The sequence below is a fragment of the Pedobacter sp. V48 genome, assembly GCF_000523515.1.
Lineage (GTDB): Bacteria > Bacteroidota > Bacteroidia > Sphingobacteriales > Sphingobacteriaceae > Pedobacter.
Genome location: NZ_AWRU01000005.1, coordinates 208855 through 229909 on the forward strand (window position 1 = coordinate 208855; position 21055 = coordinate 229909).

At 40.1% G+C, this 21055-nt stretch carries 13 protein-coding genes and 2 pseudogenes; 13 read left to right on the forward strand and 2 right to left on the reverse strand.

Translation table 11 applies throughout. The features are described 5' to 3' along the window. Positions 1 to 36: 36 nt before the first annotated feature. From N824_RS04230 to N824_RS04285, 13 genes and pseudogenes are all read left to right on the forward strand, one after another. Positions 37 to 1305, forward strand: coding sequence for a PmoA family protein (locus N824_RS04230; protein WP_200869813.1), 1269 nt, complete (start codon positions 37 to 39; stop codon positions 1303 to 1305). Then, the gene (locus N824_RS04235) at positions 1305 to 2171 is read left to right on the forward strand and encodes a ThuA domain-containing protein (RefSeq protein WP_048903888.1); all 867 of its coding nucleotides are present in this window, start codon (positions 1305 to 1307) and stop codon (positions 2169 to 2171) included. Before N824_RS04230 ends, N824_RS04235 begins: the two co-directional genes overlap by 1 nt. A 30-nt stretch (positions 2172 to 2201) precedes the next feature. Next, on the forward strand, positions 2202 to 3644 hold the full coding sequence (locus N824_RS04240) for a Gfo/Idh/MocA family protein (protein ID WP_048903889.1): 1443 nt from the start codon (positions 2202 to 2204) through the stop codon (positions 3642 to 3644). After that, positions 3641 to 5005 (forward strand): putative oxidoreductase C-terminal domain-containing protein, encoded by a 1365-nt coding sequence (locus tag N824_RS04245; protein ID WP_048903890.1) that lies wholly within the window; start codon positions 3641 to 3643, stop codon positions 5003 to 5005. Before N824_RS04240 ends, N824_RS04245 begins: the two co-directional genes overlap by 4 nt. 40 nt (positions 5006 to 5045) lie before the next feature. Beyond that, positions 5046 to 6503, forward strand: a complete 1458-nt coding sequence (locus N824_RS04250) for a gluconokinase (protein WP_048903891.1) — start codon at positions 5046 to 5048, stop codon at positions 6501 to 6503. Beyond that, positions 6503 to 8689: pseudogene (locus N824_RS04255) on the forward strand (two-component regulator propeller domain-containing protein). Before N824_RS04250 ends, N824_RS04255 begins: the two are co-directional and overlap by 1 nt. Positions 8690 to 8744: 55 nt before the next feature. Further along, positions 8745 to 9488: pseudogene (locus N824_RS27845) on the forward strand (triple tyrosine motif-containing protein). A 1-nt stretch (position 9489) separates the two neighbouring features. Then, complete coding sequence (locus tag N824_RS27850; RefSeq protein ID WP_373419277.1) at positions 9490 to 10641, forward strand: response regulator; 1152 nt, start codon at positions 9490 to 9492, stop codon at positions 10639 to 10641. 166 nt (positions 10642 to 10807) lie between these two features. Continuing rightward, the gene (locus tag N824_RS04265; RefSeq protein WP_235206985.1) at positions 10808 to 13615 is read left to right on the forward strand and encodes a glycoside hydrolase family 31 protein; all 2808 of its coding nucleotides are present in this window, start codon (positions 10808 to 10810) and stop codon (positions 13613 to 13615) included. Positions 13616 to 13671: 56 nt separating this feature from the next. Continuing rightward, on the forward strand, positions 13672 to 16773 hold the full coding sequence (locus tag N824_RS04270) for a TonB-dependent receptor (protein WP_048904104.1): 3102 nt from the start codon (positions 13672 to 13674) through the stop codon (positions 16771 to 16773). A gap of 18 nt (positions 16774 to 16791) precedes the next feature. After that, complete coding sequence (locus N824_RS04275) at positions 16792 to 18384, forward strand: RagB/SusD family nutrient uptake outer membrane protein (RefSeq protein ID WP_048903894.1); 1593 nt, start codon at positions 16792 to 16794, stop codon at positions 18382 to 18384. A gap of 28 nt (positions 18385 to 18412) precedes the next feature. Beyond that, entirely contained in the window at positions 18413 to 19324 is a 912-nt protein-coding gene (locus N824_RS04280) for a hypothetical protein (protein WP_152541979.1), read from the forward strand. 166 nt (positions 19325 to 19490) lie between these two features. Further along, a complete protein-coding gene (locus N824_RS04285; protein ID WP_048903896.1) occupies positions 19491 to 20006 on the forward strand; it encodes a DUF2911 domain-containing protein in 516 nt (171 codons plus the stop codon). Positions 20007 to 20064: 58 nt separating this feature from the next. Here the strand turns inward: N824_RS04285 and N824_RS34020 are convergent, their stop codons facing one another. Further along, the gene (locus tag N824_RS34020) at positions 20065 to 20298 is read right to left on the reverse strand and encodes a S9 family peptidase (RefSeq protein WP_235206986.1); all 234 of its coding nucleotides are present in this window, start codon (positions 20296 to 20298) and stop codon (positions 20065 to 20067) included. A 25-nt stretch (positions 20299 to 20323) separates the two neighbouring features. After that, positions 20324 to 20899: a S9 family peptidase gene (locus tag N824_RS04290; protein ID WP_235206987.1), complete on the reverse strand. Its 576-nt coding sequence runs from the start codon at positions 20897 to 20899 to the stop codon at positions 20324 to 20326. Positions 20900 to 21055: the final 156 nt, after the last annotated feature.

The following is a 21055-nucleotide window of genomic DNA, read 5'->3' on the forward strand; positions in this document are numbered from 1 at the left end:
TAAAAAGCATATTTTTAAAATACGATTAAAAAAATAATGATGTTAAATTCCCTGAGGCTAACCTGTATATCTTTTATTGCCTTTTCAGCAATGGCAACACCTTTGCGTGCCCAAAGAATTGCCACCCTGGAAGTAGACCTGAAGAAAAGAACTCCAGATAAAGAGATCCATGTTCAGGTAGATCTGGATGCAATTACTTCTTTGCCTGATAGTGACATCAAGTTAATAGAGATAAAAGGAAACAAGCAAATCCCCGTAGCTTATCAGATAGAAAACAACGGAAAACGGGTTTTGCACTGGCTGGTAAAACCATCTTCGGGCACAAGCGTATTTGGCCTGCAAAAAGGAAAACCGCTTCAACCTGCAGAACACATAAAGGCGCTCCGTGAAAACGGTGAATTGACCATAAGTAACGGTAATAAAAATTTGCTGCGCTACAATTACAAAACGGTGTATCCGCCAAAGGGAATAGATACGGCCTTTAAAAGAAGCGGGTTTATACATCCGTTATGGTCTCCGCACGGGCAAGAGTTGACAAGGATACAGGCTCCTGATCATTACCATCATTATGGATTGTGGAACCCATGGACCCATGTGGTGTTTGAGGGTGATACTGTAGACTTCTGGAACCTTAAAGACCGGAAAGGAACCGTAAGGTTTGTAGATTTTGTTTCTGTAAACGCTGGTCCGGTGTATGCCGAGTATCAGACACTGCACGATCATGTGGTTTTTAAAAAAGGCGGAACCGAAAAGGCAGCGCTTAACGAGCTTCAGTCGGTAAGGATTTTCCAACCTCAAAAGGATCAGGATTATTATATCGCAGACATCACTATTCAGCTTAATTGCGCTACAGATGAACCCGTATTGCTTAAAGAATACCGTTATGGCGGCCTGGGTTGGCGGGCTACCGAAAAATGGAACAAAGAAAATAGTGAAACCCTGACATCCGAAGGAAAAACAAGAAAAGATGCAGATGGCACAAAGGCACGATGGGTGATTTTGCAGGGTAAGATAGATGATGACTATGCCGGTGCGGTAATGATGTCTTATCCCACCAATTATAATTACCCGGAACCATTAAGGATATGGCCCGAAAATATGAACGGACGGGGAGATGTGTATGCCAATTTCTCGCCAACAAAAGATAAAGACTGGTTATTGGAAAAGGGGAAAACCTATACCCTAAAATATAGATTTCTGGTGTACAATGGCCATACTTCTAAGGAGCGTGCTGAAGCCGCATGGGGTGATTTTGCCAATCCTCCTGTAGTTAAAATAAAATTAAACCAACTTAATTCAAACTAATGAGCGTATCAATTTTAAGATTTAAATTCAAAGCGAGTATCCTGCTTTCTGCGTTATGGATATTGTGCATGCCATTTGCAATGGCTGCTGAAAAGACCACTTTTCTAAGAAAAGTAAAAGTCCTGGTGTATACCAAAAACGGGAAGGGTTATGTTCATGACAATATTCCTAATGCAGTAAAATGTATTCAGAAATTGGGTCAGGAAAATGGATTTGACACTGATGTGTCTGATGATCCATCGGTTTTTACAGAGGCAAATTTAAAGCAGTATACCCTGCTGATTTTTCCAAGCACCAATAATGATGTGTTTGATACCGATGGGCAAAGGTTAGCCTTTAGAAGGTATATAGAAGCCGGAGGCGGATTTGTTGGCTTACACTCTGTAACTGGCACAGAACGAAACTGGCAGTGGTTTAAGCAAATGCTGGGAGGCACCTTTGCCTGGCACGCCAGAAATCAAAAGTTTACGGTAAAAGTAATTGACCCTTCGCATCCCTCTGTTGCGGGCTTGCCAAAAGTTTGGGAAAGAAAAGATGAGTGTTATTTTGCCAAAGAACTCTATCCTGGTATTAAAGTAATCATGGCACATGATGTTACCTCTTTAAATTCATCCGACCCGGCGGATGCAGAGAAAATCAAAACATTTTCTGCTCCGTTTTCGGAGTTATATCCTGCAGTATGGTACCAGCAATTTGACGGAGGAAATGTTTGGATCACCACCCTTGGTCACGACAAAGAAAACTATGAAGATCCGGTTTTTATCAAACACATCCTTCAGGGCATCAACTATGTTGCCGGCCAGTATAAAAAAATAGATTTCAGTAAAGCATACGCAGATTCACGAAATACACCGCTGCGCTACTAACCAAATATTAACCTAATAAACCTAGATGATATGATGAGCGAAAATGAAAAACTTCCATATAGCAGAAGAGATTTCGTGAAAACGGCTGTTAAGAGTGCTGTTGTTACTTCGGTTGCCATGACCGGCTTTCCTACTATAGTTCCTGCTTCTGTGTTTGGTAAAAACGCACCCAGCAATAAAATTAATATTGGCCAGATTGGCTGCGGTAGAATTGCCCGTACACATGACCTTGCCGAAACTTTTAAATATGATAAAGCCCGTATTGTGGCCATTGCAGATTTAGATGGCAATAGACTCAAAAGTGGAAAAGAGCTGGTAGAAGGCTGGTATACCAAAAAAACAGGCAATGCCAATTATATAGATATTAAAACTTATGATGATTATCATGACCTGCTGGCCAATAAAGATATTGATGCGGTGATGATCAGTACGCCCGATCATTGGCATGCCCAGCCGGCAATTGAAGCGGCACTTGCCGGTAAACACATTTATCTTCAAAAACCAACTTCGTTAACTATTGAAGAGGGCAGGATGATGAGTGATATGGTCCGGAAATCTGGAGTTACCTTTCAGTTAGGCAGTCAGCAACGCTCAGTTAACCCATGGCCTCAATTTAAAAGAGCATGCGAACTGGTAAGAAACGGAAGAATAGGAAAACTTCTAAGCGTACAGGTGGGTTTGCCTTCAGATCCTGCGGGTGGGGTTGCTACAGAGATGCCAATTCCTGCAAATTTCAATTATGATATGTGGCTTGGCTCAACACCTTACATTTACTATACTCAGGATCGTGTGCATTCGCAAACAGATCCCGAATCGCGGGGCGGATGGTTAAGATTAGAACAGTTTGGCGCCGGGATGATAACCGGATGGGGCGTACATCACATTGATATTGCCCATTGGGGAATGAATACAGAGCATACAGGTCCTATTGAAATTGAGGCGCGTGCGGAATTTCCTAAAAATGGTTTGTGGAATGTGCATGGCGATTATGAGGTTCATGCCAAGTACGCAAATGGAGTAAATATGGTGATGAATAGTAAAAATCCAAATGGGGTAAGGTTTGAAGGCAGTAACGGTTGGATCTTTGTATCAAGAGGAAACGTAGGCGTTACCAGTACAGACCCTGGATCAGGTGGTAAAGAGAATAAAGCATTTTATGCAAGCGATCCGGCTATCCTTACTTCTAAAATAGAAGCAAATGAAATTCATCTGTACGAAAGTCCTGAGCAACACGGCAATTGGCTGGATTGTATTGAAAGCGGAAAGCCAACCATTAGCCCTGCTGAAGTAGCGCATCGTTCTTGTAGTGCATGTTTAGTTGCTCATGCTGCAATGAGATCTCCAAAAAAGCTATATTGGGATCCGAAGAAAGAAGTTTTTAAAGATAATGCAGAGGCCAATAAATTATTATCGAGGCCACAACGCTATCCTTATGGTACCAACTATATTCTCGATAAAAAGAGTAAACTATGAAAAGTAAACTAATCATGATCCCATTAATTGTACTGGCAGGGTGCAGTCAGCCTAAGAAACAGGAAGATAATGCCGTAAAGCTGATCACCCTTGATCCCGGACATTTTCATGCTGCGCTAGTGCAGAAATCGATGTATCGCGGCGTAGATTCTACCGTGCATGTGTACGCACCTAAGGGAACCGATGTGGAGTTGCATTTATCAAAAATCGAAGCGTACAATAAACGTCCGGACAGTCCAACCACATGGGATGAAAAAGTTTATCTGGGCGATGACTACCTGGATAAAATGATTGCCGAAAAGAAAGGGAATGTTGTGGTATTGGCGGGTAACAACCAGAAGAAAACAAACTACATAAAAAGATCGGTTGAAGCCGGATTAAATGTATTAGCTGATAAGCCAATGGCCATTGACGGAGCTAGTTTTGAGGTTTTGAAAGGTGCATTTAAAACGGCAGCAGATAAGCAGTTGTTGTTGTATGATATCATGACAGAGCGTTATGAGATCACGACCATGTTGCAAAGAGAGTTCTCCATGATACCCGAAGTTTTCGGTATGCTTGAAAAAGGCACGCCCGGTAACCCTGCAGTTACCAAAGAAAGTGTTCATTATTTTTATAAGTATGTTTCCGGAAGTGTTTTGGTTAGACCTGCATGGTTTATGGATGTGGCACAGGAAGGAGAGGGGATTGTTGATGTAACTACACATTTGGTTGACCTGGTACAATGGGAATGTTTTCCGGATCAGACACTCGATTATAAAACTGATGTTCAATTGGTGTCGGCTAAAAGATCAAGCACAGATTTAACTTTAAGCCAGTTTAATACCATTACCAAGTCCACTGCGTTTCCGGATTATCTTAAAAAAGATGTAGTTAATGATAGTGTGCTTAAAGTGTTTTCAAACGGAGAGATCAATTATACGCTCCGTGGTGTGCATGCTAAAGTTTCTGTAAAATGGAATTATAAGGCACCCGAAGGTACTGGCGATACCCACTACTCCATTATGCGTGGCACAAAGGCCAATCTGATTATAAAACAGGGAGCAGAGCAGAAATTTAAACCTGAACTGTATATTGATCCTGTAAATCCAAAAGATGCTGCTTTTGAAGCGGCTTTAAATCAGCAGCTTAAAAATCTACAGGGTAAGTTCCCTGGTATTTCGCTTACAAAAACCAAAACCGGATGGTGGGTTAATATTCCCGATAAATACAAAGAAGGGCACGAGGCACATTTTGCACGGGTAACCGAAAAGTTTTTGAGTTACCTGAAAAATAAGGATATCCCAGCCTGGGAAGTACCCAATATGCTTGCAAAATATTACACAATTACTGCAGCTTTGGATCTTGCCAGAAAGAAATAGTTATAATTCATTTTCTATCTTGCAATGTTAAATTGCAATTATGGATTATGTTTTAGGAATAGATATCGGTACGGGGAGTGTAAAAGCGGTTGCTGTAGATACCAAATGCAAATCATTTGGTGCATTTCAGCAGCATTATTCTTTTACCTCGCCACATCCCGGTTATCATGAACAGAATCCGGAAGAAATCTGGAATGCTTTTAAGAAAAGCATGGATGGATTGATTGCTGAAATTGGCAATATGCCTAAAGCAATATCTCTTAGCAGCGCCATGCACAGCCTGATACCGGTTGATGAAAATGGTAACGCACTGGCGCCAATGATAACCTGGGCCGATAATCGAAGTTCTGAAATTGCTAAAGGATTAAGAAACACTGACATGGGCGTGTCCATTTATAAAGCAACAGGTACACCCTTGCACGCCATGTCGCCTTTATGCAAAATCATTTGGTTAAAGGAAAATGATCCAGGCTTATTTAGCCAAACGCATAAGTTCATTTCTATAAAAGAATACATCTGGTACAAGCTTTTCAGAGAATTCAAGATAGATTACTCAATCGCTTCATGCACAGGTCTGTTTAACATAGGGGAGCTGGCCTGGCATACAGATTCCCTTAAGATCACGGGGATAGATAGTGAAATGCTTTCTGAACCTGTACAAACTGATTACACTAAATTTCTAGACTCTGGTATTGCTGTTGTAATTGGCGCAAGCGATGGCTGTATGGCCAATCTGGGGAGCGGAGGGATTAAACCCGGCATTGCGGTGATGACCATAGGTACAAGTGGTGCGGTAAGAATAGCCAGCGATAATCCCTTGCCGAATGAAAAGGCAATGACATTTAGTTATATCCTGGATAAGGATACTTTTATTTGCGGTGGCCCCATAAATAATGGGGGCATTGCCTTACAATGGTGGATAAAAAATAACATCAAGCATGAACCCGGAGCAACCGATTATGAACAGCTTTTTGCGGAAATTGCCGGCATAAAGGCTGGAAGTAACGGGTTGCTGTTTTTACCTTACCTCACCGGAGATCGGGCACCGATATGGGATAGCGAAAGCTGCGGCGTATTCTTTGGTGTAAAGCTGGAACATGGAAAAGCCCATTTTTCGAGAGCTGTACTAGAGGGAATCTGCTATGCGATGTATAATGTGCTTGATGCCTTGCAGGAAAATGCTGAACCCATCAAACAGATCAATATTAGCGGAGGCATTGTGAAGTCGGATGTTTGGATGCAGATCATGGCTGATATTACCGGAAAAGATCTGGTGATTACACAAACAGAAGATGCTTCGGCAGTTGGTGCTGCACTGTTGGCAATGAAAGCCTTTGGTTTGATTCATGATTATTCCGATTTGGTAAATAAAACGCCAAAAATGGTTAAACCAAACACCAATAATGCTGAGGTTTACCTGAGGAATTTTAGGATCTTTAAAACGCTTTATTCTGATTTAAGGAATACCATGCATGAATTTTATAAAATGAATCTTTAATGTTTGCAAGGAAAACCATAATTGCATTAATCTTCTTCCTGATTTCATCTGTTGGGTTAGCCCAACAGGACCAGATTCAGTTTTCGAGTATAAATCTCTCTGATGGGCTTTCTCATAACCAGGTAAATACAATTCTTAAAGACAGCAAGGGCTTTATATGGATTGGTACCCTTTCCGGATTGAACCGTTTTGATGGTCAGCAGATAAAAGTTTTTAAGCACGATCCAAGAGATGGTAAATCAATAAGTGACGATTTTATTGCCAATATTTTTGAACTACCCGAAAACAAGCTCTATCTGGAAACCAAGACTGGGGCAAATATCTATGATGCGGAAACCCAAAGTTTTATAAGGGATGTGAAACCTTACCTGAAGGAATTAAACATCATTGCTAAAAAGATCATAGAAGTAGTAAAAGATAATAAAGGCGGTTTTTGGTTCAACGGGGGCGACGAAGGCGTCTTTAAATATGATACCATTAGCAAAAAGAGTATTCATTTAAAACTGAATACCGGGAATGCCGCCTCACTAGCTGGTTCTCCTGTTTCAGCATTACAGAAAGGACCTAATGGAGACATTTGGGTTATTCATACGGACAAGACCATTGAACTGCTCAACAGTTCTACTGGCAAAGTGCAAAAGCGTATCTCAGTATTCAAACATGACGATCCTTTGGTTTCTCAAAACTTTAAACTGTTTGTTGATAATGCATCCGATCTATGGATATATACCCTGAACAGCCAGAGGGGAGTAGATTTTTATGAAACCAAAACAGGGAAAACCAGATTTATAGACAAGGCGCCAAATGGTCTGAATAACAACCTGATCAGCAGTATCATTCAGGACGATAAAGGATTGATTTGGATAGGAACGGATCATGGCGGTGTTAACCTGCTGGATAAGAGAAATTTTAGTGTCAGGTATCTTGTTAATAAAGAGGACGATGTCAAAAGTATTGGGCAGAATGCCATTTTAACCTTGTATAAAGATCATTCAGGTATAATATGGGTAGGCACATTTAAAAAAGGTGTTAGCTTTTATCATGAAAAGATTCTCAAATTCCCACTCTATAAACACCAGAATGCAAATCCGAGTGGCCTGACTTATGATGATGTAAACCGTTTTGTAGAAGATGACCTGGGTAACATCTGGATTGGCACGAACGGTGGAGGACTATTTTATTTTAATAGAAAAACAGGTCAGTTTAAAAGGTATGTGCATGAGCCCGGTAACCCAAACAGTTTAAGTAACGACATCATTGTAAGCCTGTTTATAGATCATCAAAAAAAATTATGGGTAGGCACTTATTTTGGGGGATTAAGCTGCTTTGATGGTGCAAAGTTCATCAATTATAAACACAGTAGCCAAGATAAAAATAGCCTGACCGATGACCGGGTGTGGGATATTCTTGAAGATAGGACCGGAAATCTGTGGGTTGCGACCTTAGGTGGTGGGCTGGATAAATTCGATAGAAGCAAGGGCGTTTTTCTTCACAAAAAAGTAGGGGATAAGAATGGCATCATTTCAAATTCGCTCTCCTGTTTAATAGAGGATAGGAAAGGCAATATATGGATAGGCACTTCTGAAGGTGTTGATGAAATGAAACCGGATGGCAGATTTGTTCATTACAAGAATAAACCCGGCGACAAAAAATCATTGATCAATAATGTTGTTTATGGTATGATGGAGGATAGCTATGGTTTTATTTGGATATCTACACGTGATGGTTTAAGCAGGTTAAATCCTGAATCCGGGCAGTTCCAGAATTTCGACAGCAAAGATGGACTCACTGAAATGACCACTTTAAAAGTGGTTGAGGATAACGACAAAAATCTTTGGATAAGCACGGCGAATGGTTTGTTCGAGATCATGGTTAAGAAGATAAATACAGGCAAATTCTCGTACACCTTTCGTAAGTACGATGAACATGACGGTTTGCAGGGCAATGCGTTTAATGCCAATGCAGGGTATAAGACCAGATCGGGAGAGCKTYNTRTWKGGARRGRSWRWWGRYYTYRRTSKTYKYMRNAYCRKKMRAWAWMARAAATGMYAATMMSAAWSCTNTYAWMSWYWTTWSSRAWMWKYAKWYTKCYAWYWRRMGKRTYKRYMKTRATGNAKCMRKTWWWYGKRWKKGWWWKSWYAWAGRMSGNTATYWYYWKNTAMSAWMGRWWKARMGTYGWRYCATAGCCAGAACGGGTTTGCACTTAAGTTTGCAGCACTGAACTTTTTTAATCCTCAAAAAATAAAATACCGGTATAAGCTCGAAGGATTTGATCAGCACTGGCAGGAACTTCAGGGGGATAACCGCTTGGCAACCTATACCAATATTGATCCGGGCGATTATACCTTTAAAGTGATTTCTACTGATGCGTCGGGAAATTGGGTAAGCAATGAGACCAGTCTTGGTATTACCATTATGCCTCCATTTTGGAGAACCACGCTAGCCTATATCATCTACGTATTGCTAATTGGTGGTACGCTGTTTTTCATCAGGCATCGTGGCATTCAAAGGATAAAGAAAGAGTTTTTAATAGAACAGGAGCGACAACAAGCCAAGCGGATGCATGAGCTGGACCTGCTTAAGATAAAATTTCTTACCAATGTAAGTCATGAATTCAGAACACCCTTGTCGCTGATCATCACGCCACTTGAGAAACTGATTAAACAAGCTCAGGATTCAGAAAGGCCGCAACTTCAAATGATTCAGCGGAACGGGCGCCGCTTGCTGAATCTGGTAAATCAATTGCTGGATTTTAGAAGGATGGAGGTGCATGAATTAAGACTGCACCCTAAAACAGGTGATATCATTTCTTTTATTCAGGAGCTATCGTTTTCTTTTAGTGATATAGCCGACAGAAAGAACATCAGTTTTAGTTTTCAAACCGATAGAAAGAGCCTGATTACCTTTTTTGATCATKAWMAARKTRAAMNGKAWACTSWKTAMNCTKCTTTCAAATGCTTTCAAATTTACACCACAGGGTGGTAAAGTGAAGGTAAGTTTGCTCACTACCATTAATGAACAAAAACAAACTCAGTTAATTCTTAAAGTTTCTGATACGGGTATTGGTATTCCTGAGGATAACAAGGCAAGGATATTCGAAAGATTTTTTCAAAATGATGTTCCCGATTCCATTGTTAATCAGGGTAGCGGTATTGGCTTGTCGATTACCAGGGAATTTGTACGGTTACATGGTGGACACATTACGGTTGACAGCATGGTGAATGAAGGTACTGAGTTTACAGTTTACCTTGTTTTTCCTAAAACAGATATAGAAACTTCTGTTCCAGAACCTAAGCTTGACCTGCTCATTACGGCGGGGGTAGAAGAAAGTGCGGTAAGCGATCCTAAGTTTGTATGGAAAAGTAAAAAGCCTGTGCTCATGCTGGTAGAAGATAATGAGGATTTTAGGTTTTATTTAAAGGATAATTTAAAAGAATACTACCAGATAGCCGAGGCGGCCAATGGTAAAGAAGGTTGGCAAAAAATACTTTCGATACATCCTGATTTGATTGTTAGCGATGTGAGTATGCCTGAAATGAATGGCATTGATCTTTGTCGGAAAATTAAAGCAGATAAGCGTACTGCCCATTTGCCTGTGATATTACTTACCGCACTGACTACCGAAGACGAACAATTGATCGGTCTGGAAACCGGTGCAAGTGATTACATGACCAAGCCCTTCAACTTTGAGATCCTTTTGTCCAAAATAAGAAACCTGTTGCAGCAGCAGGCACTTTCAAAAAAGACCTATCAAAAGCAGGTAGAGTTTAAACCGCTGGAAACAGAAATCGAATCTGTTGACGATAAGTTCATCAGACAGTTGTCTTTTCATATAGAAAAACATTTGTCAGACTCTGCTTATACTGTTGATCAGTTAAGTGCAGACATGAATATGAGCAGGGTAGGTTTATATAAAAAAGTACTTCCGCTAACAGGTAAATCACCTGTAGAATATATACGTTCTTACAGGTTGTTAAAATCTAAACCCTTGTTGCTGAAATCGCAAATGACCATTGCCGAGGTAGCCTATGAAGTTGGCTTCAGTAACCCTAAACATTTCAGTAAATATTTTAAGCAGGAATTCAATATGCTGCCATCAGCGTATGCCCTCATAAAACCCGACCAAGAGCCTGTTTAATCCTCGTTTTGGCCGATTTGTTAACATATGAATACCTAATTGTTATCATTTGAATGCCCTGCCTTTTTTTGCTTGCATATACCTTTAGAAATAAATCAACCAAGTATAAACAGTATTTATTTCTATGCGAAAAATTAGGGTGAGCGCCGTAATATTTATAAGTAGTATGTTACTATATATAAATGTAAACGGGCAAGTAAAAGATGATGTGCAAACAACCTCAGGGATTGAAATTCCTATTCAACATTCTGCCTCGGGAATTAAAAAAATAAAACTTCAGCCCGTATCCGATCAGATCATTCATGTAACTGCAATTGCGACAGACAAGTTTCCTGACGACAAAAGTTTAATGGCTGTTAAGCTTTCAGATGCCGCTGTTAAATTTACAACAACTAACTCACCCGACCAGGTGACCTTAAGTACTTCATCGTTAAAAGTTGAAGTATCCACAAAAACCGGTTTAATTACCTATCGTGATGCCAACGGTAAAGTATTGCTGGCGCAAACAAAAACCGAAGGGCTTTCACTTATCCCTAAAGTATTTAATGGAGAGCCGTCTTATCAGGTTTCTCAGCTATTCGATGCGCAGGAAAATGAAGCGTATTACGGTTTGGGCCAGCACCAGCAGGGACTGGTAAATTATAGCGGACGCAGGGTAGATCTTGTACAGTACAATACAGAAATAGGTGTTCCCTTTTTTGTTTCTAATAAAGGTTATGGGCTGCTTTGGGACAATTACTCAATTACCCGCGCTGGCGACATCAGAGATTACCAGCCTTTAACTGCACTAAAATTATTTTCTAAAGAAGGGGATGAAGGGTGGCTTACTGCTACCTACACTTCAAAAACCGAACCCGGTAAGGCGTTGCTTAAACAACCTATATCTGAACTATCTATAAACTGGTTAACCGATCAGCATAAATTTCCTTCGGACATAAAAATGCAGGATGCCGTGGTGCATTATGAGGGGGCTGTGGGAAGCGAGCTGGAAGGGTTGTATCAGCTTCAGTTAAAATATGCAGGTTATATTAAAGTTTGGTTTGATGATAAGCTTGTTGCCGATTTTTGGCGTCAGGCCTGGAATTCAGGGTCTGCAATATTGGATCTGGAATTAAAAAAAGGTAAGAAAACCAAAATCAAAATAGAATGGATACCCGATGGAGGGGAGTCTTACCTGGGCTTAACCTGTTTGCCTCCTTTGCCAGAATCATTAAAAAATACCTTTGCGCTTAGTTCTGAATCTGGTGCCTCAATTAACTATTATTTTATTGGCGGTGCAAGTGCCGATCAGGTAATCAGCGGGTACCGCACAGTAACCGGAAAAGCGGTATTGATGCCAAAATGGGCTATGGGTTTTTGGCAAAGCAGAGAACGTTATAAAACACAGGACGAAATTTTATCAACCGTAAAAGAATTCCGCGACAGAAAAATCCCGCTTGATAATATTGTACTGGACTGGTCGTACTGGAAACAGCCGGAATGGGGTAGTCAGCAGTTTGACCCTGCACGTTTTGCTGATCCTGATGGGATGATCAAATCTCTTCATAAACAAAATGTGAACCTGATGATCTCTGTTTGGCCTAAGTTTAATAAGGGCTTCGATATCTATGATAAGTTAAACAAAGAAAATTTCCTTTATAAAAGAAACATCGCAGATGGCCGTGTAGATTGGATTGGAAAGGGATATTCGAACACATTCTACGATGCTTTTAACCCTAAAGCGAGAACCGCATTTTGGGACCTGATGAACAAAAGGTTGTATAGCAAAGGTATAGATGCCTGGTGGATGGATGCTACAGAGCCTGATATGCATTCGAATTTACCGGTTGAGATCAGAAAGGACCTGATGAACCCAACTTATGTAGGATCCTCTACAACTTACTTCAATGCATTTCCGCTGGTTAATGCCAAAGGTATTTACGAAGGACAACGTAAAGTGAACAACGAAAACAGGGTGTTTATTCTAACACGGTCTGCATATGCAGGCTTGCAAAGATATGCTGCTGCGGCATGGAGCGGAGATATCGCTTCCAGATGGGAAGACATGAAAACCCAGATCGGTGCAGGGGTGAATTTTTCGCTATCGGGCATGCCTTACTGGACCATGGATATTGGTGGTTTTTCTGTTGAAAAGCGTTATGAGAAACCTAATAAAGAAGACCTGGAAGAGTGGAGAGAACTGAATGCCAGGTGGTATCAGTTTGGCGCTTTTGTTCCTTTGTTTAGGGTACACGGACAGTTTCCTTTCAGAGAGATCTATAACATTGCGCCAGAGGGTCATCCTGCGTATAAAAGCATGCTGTACTACAATAAGTTGCGCTATAGACTGATGCCTTATATCTATTCAATTGCCGGAAATACCTATCAGCACGATTATACCATGATGCGTGGTTTGATGATGGACTTTCCTCAGGATCTTAAAGCTGCTAATTTGTCGGATGCCTTTCTTTTTGGTCCTTCGCTATTAATTAATCCTGTTTATAAGTACAAGGATAGGAACAGGGAAGTATACCTGCCATCTGGACAAGGGTGGTATGATCTATATACGGGCAAGTATTTTAACGGCGGACAAACCATTAAAGCTGATGCACCATATGAAAAGATGCCTGTGTATGTAAAAGAAGGATCTATTGTTCCTACGGGCCCGGAATTACAATATACTTCAGAAAAACCTGCTGATCCGATAACGCTCTTTGTGTATACCGGTAAAGATGCTTCATTCTCTCTTTATGAGGATGAGGGTACCAATTACAATTATGAGAAAGGTGCTTTTGCTACAATAGATTTCAATTACGACGAAAAAACCAAAACGCTTGCAGTAGCTGATCGCAAAGGAAGTTTTAAGGGAATGCTTGAAAATAGAACCTTTAAGATCGTGGTGATTACTCCCAAATCAGCCAGGGTATTAGACTTTAACCAAAAGGTAAACCACACCATTACTTACAATGGTAAGGCTACTACAATAAAGCTTTAATCAAAATTAAACCAATATAAAATGAATCAATTATTTACCAAATCTTTATGAACGGCATGAAAAAGAATTCTATGATTAAAAGAGAACATATTTTTCTGCTGATGTTTCTTTCACTGCTTGTTTTTAGCGAATCTCTATTTGCACAGCAGCGTCAGATCAGTGGAAAAGTAACTGCGGCGGATGGACTCGCTATACCGGGTGCAGTAGTAAAAGTAAAAGGAAAAACTGGTGGAACAGGAACCGATAACGATGGTGCATACACCATTAATGCTCAAACAGGAGATATACTACAGGTTAGTTCTATTGGTTTTGTAGCCAAAGAAGTAACAGTTGGGCAAGGTAACACCATCAACACTAGTTTAGCTGAAGATAACCAGGGCCTCAACGAAGTAGTGGTAGTGGGGTATGGCGTTCAGCAAAAGAAACTGGTAACCGGTGCCACAGTTCAGATTAAAGGAGAGACGCTGCAAAAGCAAAGTACCACTAACGCCTTGCAAGGCTTACAGGGACAAACTCCCGGCGTACAGATTACGTCTACTTCTGGTCAGCCTGGCGAAAACATCAAAGTAACCATAAGGGGATTAGGTACCATTGGCAATGCATCGCCGCTATATGTTGTGGATGGAGTGCTTACTGGCGATATCACTTATTTAAACTCATCAGATATTGAATCGATCGATGTTTTAAAAGATGCTGCATCTGCGGCTATTTATGGCTCCCAGGCGGCTAATGGTGTAGTGTTGGTTACTACACGACAAGGTAAACGTGGGCAAACAGGACAAATTACTTTTGATGCTTACGCAGGCGTACAAAATGTTGCAAAAAAATTAGCGTTGCTTGATGCTTCGCAATACGCGGCTATGATGAGCGAAGCTGCTGTTAATGGAGGGAAACAACCACTGTTTACTAATGATGAAATAAAAGCTTTTGGCAAGGGTACAAACTGGATGGACGAGATGTTTGTAGACAATGCACTTACACAAAATTATGCACTTGGCGCATCCGGTGCATCTGAAGCCTCAGTTTATTCATTGGGTTTATCTTATACCGGGCAGGAAGGTATTGTAGGGGGTAAAGGCTTGTCTAATTACCAACGCTACAGCTTTAAAATCAATTCTGAACATAACTTTTATAAAGATATCGTCAAAATTGGTCAGCACCTTACCTACTCAGATATTAAAAATAATGGTATAAGTGTTGGTAATCAGTATAATAACACACTACGTGGAGCATTTAGTGCCAGCCCATTTTTGAAGATGTATGATGAGGATGGAAACTTCTTTGACAACAGCAAGTCTACATGGAATAATGCTGAGGCAAATCCTTATGCATCGATGGTATATAACAGCCAGAACAAAAATAATACTCAGCGTATACTGGGTGATATTTATATGGTAATTGAACCGATTAAAAATCTGAAATTCAAAACCAGTTTAGGTATGGATTACAGTGCAGGCGAAAGTCGTTCTTATACCCCTATATACAGTCTTTCTGTTTATACTTATAACCTTGTTAACAAGGCCAGCCAGTCAATGAATAAAGGTAAATCTCTGATCTGGGATAATTTGTTGAGTTATAAATTTACCTTAAATAATGACCATACTTTTGAAGCCATGGTGGGTAGCTCTGCATATCGTGCAGATGGTTCCAGTATTTTTGGAACCAATACAAATTTGATTGCTGATAGTTTTGATTATGCCTGGCTAAGTAACGCTACGGGTAAAAACATAGCGGGTATTACTATTGGAGGTAGACCAAACGATCCAGATCGCAGGTTATCTTATTTTGGCAGGTTAAATTATAATTACAAGGAAAAATACTTATTAAATGCCACTTTCAGAGCAGATGGTTCTTCACGTTTTGGCCCGGCAAACCGCTGGGGGTATTTCCCTTCTGTTTCTGCAGGCTGGGTAGTAACAAACGAGAATTTTATGCAGGGACAAAAAGACTGGTTGGACTTTCTTAAGGTACGTGCGAGCTGGGGGCAGGTTGGAAGTCAAAATATAGATGCGTTTCAATATCTTGCGCCAATTAAGCTAAATAATACAAATTATATTTTTGGTCCTGACGAGGGTGTGCTTACTCCTGGTGGCTACCAGGAAAGAATTAGTAATCCTGCAGTGAAATGGGAAACCTCAGAGCAGACTAATATTGGATTTGATGCTAATTTTTTGCAGGGCAAATTTGCGTTGAACTTCGACTGGTATAATAAAACTACTAAAGATTGGTTAATAGCTGTGCCAATTCTTGCCACAGCTGGTGCCAATCCTCCTTTTATTAATGGTGGTAATGTGAAAAATACAGGTATAGAACTGGCACTTACTTATAGAAACAAGGTAGGTGAATTTAATTATTCTGTTGGGGTTAATGGTGCTTACAATAAGAATAAAGTTGAAAATATTCCTACTTCCGATGAAATCATTCATGGTGGCGAGAATGAACTGTTCAACAATGCACTTGAGTTTTATCGTGCTCAAACCGGATTCCCAATTGGTTATTTCTGGGGCCTAAAAACAGCAGGTATTTTTCAGAATGAAGCCGAGGTTCAAAACTACAGATCTGCCAATGGTAAGGTAATACAACCAACCGCTGCTCCTGGAGACGTTAAGTATGTAGACATTAACGGAGATGGTATGATAGATAACCTGGATAGAGGAATGATTGGTAATCCGAACCCTAATTATACGTTTGGCATCACACTTTCAGGTGATTATAAAGGCTTCGATTTTTCTGTTGTAGCTTCTGGAGTTGCCGGAAATGATATTGTTCAATCTTACAGAAATCCATCTAGTCAGTTTGGTAATTACACCACCCGAATACTCGATAGATGGCACGGAGAGGGTTCATCGAATACCATTCCCCGCTTAACCGAAGACAACCGGAATTGGAGTAATTTCTCTGACCTGTATATTCAAAAAGGTGATTTCTTAAGGATCAGTAACATCACTGTTGGTTATGATCTTGGGAAGGTATTTAAAAAGAGCTACCTGAAACAGGTAAGGTTATATGCTGCTGCATTAAACGTTTACACATTTACAAAATACGATGGAATGGACCCTGAGATAGGTTATGGTACTCAAGGATTCGCGTCGGGTATAGACTTAGGTTATTATCCAAGGCCAAGAACATTCATGATAGGAGCCAATCTTAAGTTTTAACTACAAGATCATAAAAATATGAAAGCTATAAAAATATATGCTGTTGCACTAAGCCTTTTATCTTTAGGGGCATGCAAAAAAGGTTTTCTGGATACTGAGCAAGTGACAGCAGTAACAGATCAAAATTTTTACAAAACACCAAAGGACGCATTTACCGCACTTGTTGGTTGTTATGATGGACTACAGGTTGTGTGGTCTGAGGGGGTCGCCTTGCCGGTTGCAGCCGAAGTAATGTCTGACAATACTTTTGGTGCAACCGGAAATTCTGATGGTTTTGGTTACCAGATGATTGATGAATTTGATAAGTCGCGTTCACCATCAGACCAAAATTTATACAATCGAAACTGGGTTTTGTATTATAGAGCATTGTTTCGTTGCAACACCCTTCTGGGTAAATTGGATCAGATTGAATGGGGTAAAGATACTGAGTTGAGAAAAACATACGAATCTGAGGCCCGCTTTCTGCGTGCCTACCTGCTATTTGATATGGTTAGACTTTGGGGTAATATTCCATTGTTAACTGCTCCATCTACCGAGAATTTACCACAGAGTAATCCAGATGAAGTTTACAAGGCAATAGCTGAAGATCTAAAATTCGCAGCAGCAAATTTACCAGAAGTTGCTTACCCGGCTCAGGCTGTTGCCAATCATGGCAGAGTTACCCGATATGCCGCCGAAGCGCTGATAGGTCGTGTATTCTTGTTTTACACTGGTTATTATGCAAAGGCAGATTTAGTTGGTCTGGTATCTAAACCAGAAGCACTTGCCTATCTTGAAGATGTAATTACAAAAGGCGGATATGGTCTAATTGAAAATTTTGCAAACCTATGGCCTGCTGCATCACCAACATCATATGCAGGTGAGGATAATAAGGAAACCATTTTCGCCATAAAATATACTTATACAAGTGATTATGATGGCAATACCGATGGCAACCATTGGATGATAATGACAGGTATTCGTGAGCAGGCACTTTACCCGTATGGAAACGGATGGGGCGCTGAAACAGTAAACCCTAAATTATGGAACGCATACTTGCCTACCGACACCAGAAGAGCAGGCTCTATCATTTCAATTGTAGACGAAAACCTGCCCTTCACAAATCAAAAAGGTCAAAGAGAATATACTGGTTACTATGTGAAAAAATATAGCCCAATGATCGGGTTAGACGGCAAGCCTCTGCCAGAAGCACATGGTAATACAAACTTCCAGATTGGTCAGTTCCAGGATTATGTATCTATCCGTTATGCTGATGTATTATTGATGGCCGCAGAGCTGGGAAGTGGAAATGCGCAAACCTATTTTGATGCGGTGAGGCAGCGTGCATATAAGGGTGCATTTACTCCGCTGGCGATAAGCCAGGCTAACATCATTAGAGAGCGCAGACTGGAATTTGCTTTTGAAGGAATACGCTATTATGATTTATTGCGTCAAGGAATAGATAAAGCAGCTCAGGAAATTGCCGAAACTTCAACGGTATTAAACGGTGGTGTAAGCGCAGAGAAAAAAATATCTGCAGCAAATATCATTGCTACAAAAGGTTTGCAGCAAATACCATACACCCAAATCGGTCTTTCTAATGGAACGTTAAAACAAAATGCAGGCTGGTAACAGATCATCTATTTTAATCATTAAAGAAATGAAACTATATATAAAAATGTTTGCAATGCTGATAATGCCTTTGCTGTTCAGTGCATGCAAAAAAAATGAGCACAGTATTGATAGGACGCTCGATAAATCAGAAATTCAGTACACTGTAACCCAGGATTTAAAGGCCGATGCCGGTGGAAATACTGTAATTCTTAAAAACGCTACACCGGGAACTATACCCATGTGGGATTATGGAACAGGAACCTCCAGAAGGATGATAGATACAGTTAAATTTGCCTTTAAAGGAGATTATGTGATTAAATTTTCTGTACTCAGCGGAGGATTAGAAGTGAAGATGGATTCTGTAGTGGTAAAAGTTACACAAGATAACTTGAACTACGTGAACGACCCACTTTGGATAGCGCTTACTGGCGGCGTTGGCAGTGAGAAAGAATGGGTATTGGATACGGAAGGCGTTTATTTTGCAGGACCTTTTGCATTTTATGGAGTAAATATTGGTTGGCTTAAAGACGGCGGTCCATGGGGTTCCAATACCACAGGATGCTATGGTGCTGATTGCTGGAATTGGGGTCCGGGACTTGCCGACATTTATCCGAATATGATGGCCAAAGGTGATTATGGGGTAATGACGTTTGGACTAAAAGGAACTGCTTCTTTTAAAGCCGTTAAACCTATGGAAAATGGAATTATACAAAATGGAACTTACTTTTTAAATGTGAATTCGAAAATGTTAACCATCAATTCGGGTTCAATCCTTAGAGGATATAAACCTGAAAAGAATGGAATTACAGGAATAAGTAACTGGACAACCTATAAAATTTTATCTCTTGATGAAAATACGCTTCAACTTGGGGTAATTAGAGATAAGGATGTTGATGGAGAAGGGATGGCTATGCTCTCTTTCAACTTTATATCAAAGAACTTTGCTTCTTCACAATAAGCGAAAGTAAAGTCGTTTGATTTGGTGCAATCAAATGTTGAAAAGGATGAATGGCTTTTTTATTATATCCTTTAATTAAATCCGCTCGGGCTTCATTTTGATTCAGGTGAAGTCTGGGCATTTATTAAACATATTTTTCTTATCTTGGAGGTAAAAACTCAATTTTATGAAAAAGTTATTTGTATTAACATTAATTGCTGGTTTGTTTACCACGCTGACCAGCTCTGCTCAGGATGACAAGTCCAAAAGAGTCAGCCCTCCGGCTATAGCAAAAGAAACGCTTGCATCTGGAGCTGCTGTAACCATTGACTACAGTCAGCCTTCAGTTAAAGGCCGTAAAATAGGAGCCGATATTGCACCTTATGGAAAAGTATGGCGGACCGGAGCAAATGAAGCAACTGTATTTGAAACAAGCAAAGATGTAAAGGTAGAAGGTAAAGCCCTTGCTGCAGGTAAATATGGTTTGTATACTATTCCAGGAGAAAAAGAATGGACAATTATCTTTAACAAAACCTGGAAACAATGGGGTACTGATTACACTGAGGCAGATGATGCACTTCGTGTAGCGGTAAAACCTGGTAAAGCTGCTTCTGCAACTGAAAAAATGACTTTTAAGATTGAAAAATCAGGAAAAGTTAGCCTTTTATGGGGTAATGTTGTAGTGCCGTTTACTGTTAAATAGTAGGTAAAGTAATTTAAGTTATAGCGGGTATCATCCATATGGATGTTACCCGCTGTTTTTATAGACTAATAAACCGGAAAGTGTTTTCCACCACCTGTTGCAAATGCTCAGGTAGGCTTGCCGATGTATACGGATGCGATGCCCCATAAACATGATTAGCTCCTTCAATCTTTAATATTTTTGCTTTAAGTTGTTTTTGTGCCAATTGTTGTGCTACACTAAAACTCACATTTACATCATCATCACCATGCAGAATTAACCATGGGATATCTATCTTTTTTGCAGCACTCAAAATGTTCAGCTCTTCTTTGTGCTTATTAAAGTCTTCTAATAACGTGCTGNTTTAACGGCATTTTTTCTTTAGTCCTWGCATTTTCTACATAGATTTTGCCGGTTTTAGTCCATTCTTCTTCCTGCTCTTTTTTCCAAAGGCTCGAGAAATCCGAAATAGACGACCAGGTAATCAGCTTATCAATCCTTTCATCATCAGCTGCTTTTATAATCGATAGCCCGCCACCCCGACTATGTCCGATCAGGTAAATAGGCGAAGATGGGTAGGTGTTTGAAACATAGTTAACCATTTGGTCAACATCAAAAAGTTCCTTGCTAAATGTGTTGTCAGCAAAGGCTTCCATATCGGTTACATCATTAGAATTTTGGTCTGTTACTCCACCATGACTAAGGTTAAACTTCACATAACGGCAGCCATTTTTGGCAAACCATTCGGCAATTAGGTTGTGAGCACCCCAATCTTTGAAGCCTTTAAAGCCGTGAACAAATATTATGGTACCAATGTTTGTGTTTTTATCGTCATATGTAGTGTCACCAAATATGTTTTTTTCATCTGCTCCTTTTATTGTAAATTGCTCCTTTTGTATCATATATGTCTGCATTTATGGTGTTTAGCCAATATAACAATTTTTATATCGGGATGTTTAAATGAATCTATTTATTTAAAATCTTTCTAAATAACTCTTAATTACAGCATAATGACAGTGGAACAAGGGCGTCTTATTACTTTTGTTTCGCTAAAAATAAACAGGATAATA

Coding starts and splice junctions, on each gene's coding strand:
- N824_RS04235 (WP_048903888.1), top strand. CDS start 1,305: ATGAGCGTATCAATTTTAAGATTTAAATTCAAAGCGAGTATCCTGCTT.
- N824_RS04265 (WP_235206985.1), top strand. CDS start 10,808: ATGTTACTATATATAAATGTAAACGGGCAAGTAAAAGATGATGTGCAA.
- N824_RS04250 (WP_048903891.1), top strand. CDS start 5,046: ATGGATTATGTTTTAGGAATAGATATCGGTACGGGGAGTGTAAAAGCG.
- N824_RS04280 (WP_152541979.1), top strand. CDS start 18,413: ATGAAACTATATATAAAAATGTTTGCAATGCTGATAATGCCTTTGCTG.
- N824_RS04230 (WP_200869813.1), top strand. CDS start 37: ATGATGTTAAATTCCCTGAGGCTAACCTGTATATCTTTTATTGCCTTT.
- N824_RS04270 (WP_048904104.1), top strand. CDS start 13,672: ATGAAAAAGAATTCTATGATTAAAAGAGAACATATTTTTCTGCTGATG.
- N824_RS04240 (WP_048903889.1), top strand. CDS start 2,202: ATGATGAGCGAAAATGAAAAACTTCCATATAGCAGAAGAGATTTCGTG.
- N824_RS04245 (WP_048903890.1), top strand. CDS start 3,641: ATGAAAAGTAAACTAATCATGATCCCATTAATTGTACTGGCAGGGTGC.
- N824_RS04275 (WP_048903894.1), top strand. CDS start 16,792: ATGAAAGCTATAAAAATATATGCTGTTGCACTAAGCCTTTTATCTTTA.
- N824_RS04285 (WP_048903896.1), top strand. CDS start 19,491: ATGAAAAAGTTATTTGTATTAACATTAATTGCTGGTTTGTTTACCACG.